The following is a 556-nucleotide window of genomic DNA, read 5'->3' as shown; positions in this document are numbered from 1 at the left end:
CGCGCCCATGCCGGGCGGATGCTGGAGCAGGTGGGGCTGGACCCGTCGGTGGGGGCGCTGTTCCCCGCCGAATTGTCGGGCGGCATGCAGAAGCGCGTGGGCCTGGCCCGCGCCATTGCCGGGCAGCCGGACATCCTGTTCTTCGACGAGCCGACGACCGGGCTGGACCCGATCATGGGGGCGGTGATCGACGGGCTGATCGTCGATTGCGTGCGGCGGCTGGGATCGACGGCGATCGCGATCACCCATGACATGGCGTCCGCCCAGCGGATCGGCGACCAGGCGGCGATGCTGTACCAGGGCCGGTTGATCTGGCAGGGGGCGGCGGGCGCGCTGCTGGACAGCGGCAATCCGATCGTGGACCAGTTTACCCACGGCCGGCGCGAGGGGCCGATCAGCATGGAATTGCGGCGCTAGTGGCCCGCCGGCCGGCTCAGCATTTCGTCTGCCAGTCCTGCGGGGCGGTGTTTCCCAAATGGGCGGGGCGGTGCGAATCCTGCGGCGCGTGGAACAGCATCGTCGAGGAATCCGCCGCGCCGTCGCCCGCCGGCGGGGC

At 71.4% G+C, this 556-nt stretch carries 2 protein-coding genes; both read left to right on the top strand.

The genetic code is table 11. The features are described from left to right. Nucleotides 1-417: ATP-binding cassette domain-containing protein (locus HUK84_RS22360; protein ID WP_176642065.1), on the top strand; the 417-nt coding region annotated here is incomplete at its 5' end. Then, the coding region (locus tag HUK84_RS23450) for a hypothetical protein (protein ID WP_176642064.1) at nt 417-556 on the top strand (140 nt) is incomplete at its 3' end. The genes HUK84_RS22360 and HUK84_RS23450, both read left to right, overlap by 1 nt.

This window comes from Nguyenibacter vanlangensis (assembly GCF_013376155.1).
Classification (GTDB): Bacteria; Pseudomonadota; Alphaproteobacteria; order Acetobacterales; family Acetobacteraceae; genus Gluconacetobacter; species Gluconacetobacter vanlangensis.
This window is presented reverse-complemented; position numbering and strand designations above follow the sequence as displayed.